General features: G+C 77.1%; 2 protein-coding genes. Both read left to right on the top strand.

Going from position 1 to position 1069, the window contains the following annotated elements:
• Positions 1-619: O-antigen ligase family protein (locus L2I40_RS23610; protein WP_237217787.1), on the top strand; the 619-nt coding region annotated here is incomplete at its 5' end.
• Positions 612-1069, top strand: a 458-nt coding sequence (locus L2I40_RS23605; RefSeq protein ID WP_237217786.1) for a sugar transferase, incomplete at its 3' end; no start/stop codon positions are given. The genes L2I40_RS23610 and L2I40_RS23605, both read left to right, overlap by 8 nt.

The following is a 1069-nucleotide window of genomic DNA, read 5'->3' as shown; positions in this document are numbered from 1 at the left end:
GCTGCTGTGGATGCTGGCGGGGGGCGCGGTCGGCCTCGGCGCGGCGATGCTGCTCGCCGGCACCGAGCATGCGGCGCTGCGCACGCTGGAGCGTCTGACGGCGGATGTCGGCAGCCTGCAGGCGCGGCTCGGGTTGTGGCAGGCGGCGCTGGACCTGGCGGGACAGGCGGCGCCGCTCGGGCTCGGCACGGGCGGCTTCAGCATCGCGGCGGGCCATGGGGAGCGGCGCGGGCTCTACCCGCACAACCATGCGCTGGAGGCGCTGGTGGAGGCCGGGCTGCCTGGGCTGCTGCTCTGGCTGCTGGCGTTCGGCGGCGGCGCGGTTGCCTTTCTCGCGCTGCTGCGCCGCGCCGATCCGGCGCGCGCGGCGCGCATCGCGGCGATGGTGCTGCCCGTCGCGGTCTCGGCGATGGTGTCGGGCGACCTCGGCAACCGGATGGCCTGGTTCGCGCTCGGGCTTGCGCTGAGCCTCGGCGTCGCGGCGTCGGCGCCGCGCCAAGGCGTAACGGCGTCGGCGCCGCGCCAAGGCGTAACGGCGTCGGCGCCGCGCCAAGGCGTAACGGCGTCGGCGCCGCGCCAAGGCGTAACGGCGTCGGCGCCGCGTCGCGACCATGTATGAGCGCTGGTTCAAGCGCGCGCTGGATGTCGCGGTGGCGGCGCTGCTGCTGGTCGTGCTGGCGCCGCTGATCCTGCTCGTCGCGGTGGCGGTGCGCTGCGCGCTGGGCGCGCCGGTGCTGTTCGTGCAGCCGCGCGCGGGGCTCGGCGGCGCGCCGTTCCGGATGCTGAAGTTCCGCTCGATGGTGGAGGGCGTCGGCGACGACGCGGCACGCCTCGGCCGCTTCGGGCGCGCGCTGCGGCGATCGGGCCTGGACGAGCTGCCGCAGCTCGTCAACGTGCTGCGCGGGGAGATGAGCCTCGTCGGCCCGCGTCCGCTGCCGCCCGACTATGTCGCGCGGTATTCGCCGCGGCAGGCGCTGCGGCTGCGCGTGCGGCCCGGCGTCGCGGGCCCCGGCGTGGCGGCGGGGCGCAACGCGGTGGACTGGCCGGAGCGGCTGGAGCGCGACGCGCG

It is taken from the genome of Falsiroseomonas oryziterrae (genome assembly GCF_021864505.1).
In the GTDB taxonomy this organism is placed as follows: domain Bacteria; phylum Pseudomonadota; class Alphaproteobacteria; order Acetobacterales; family Acetobacteraceae; genus Falsiroseomonas; species Falsiroseomonas oryziterrae.
The sequence above is the reverse complement of the archived record's forward strand: the minus strand, read 5'-3'. Positions and strand labels throughout refer to the sequence as shown.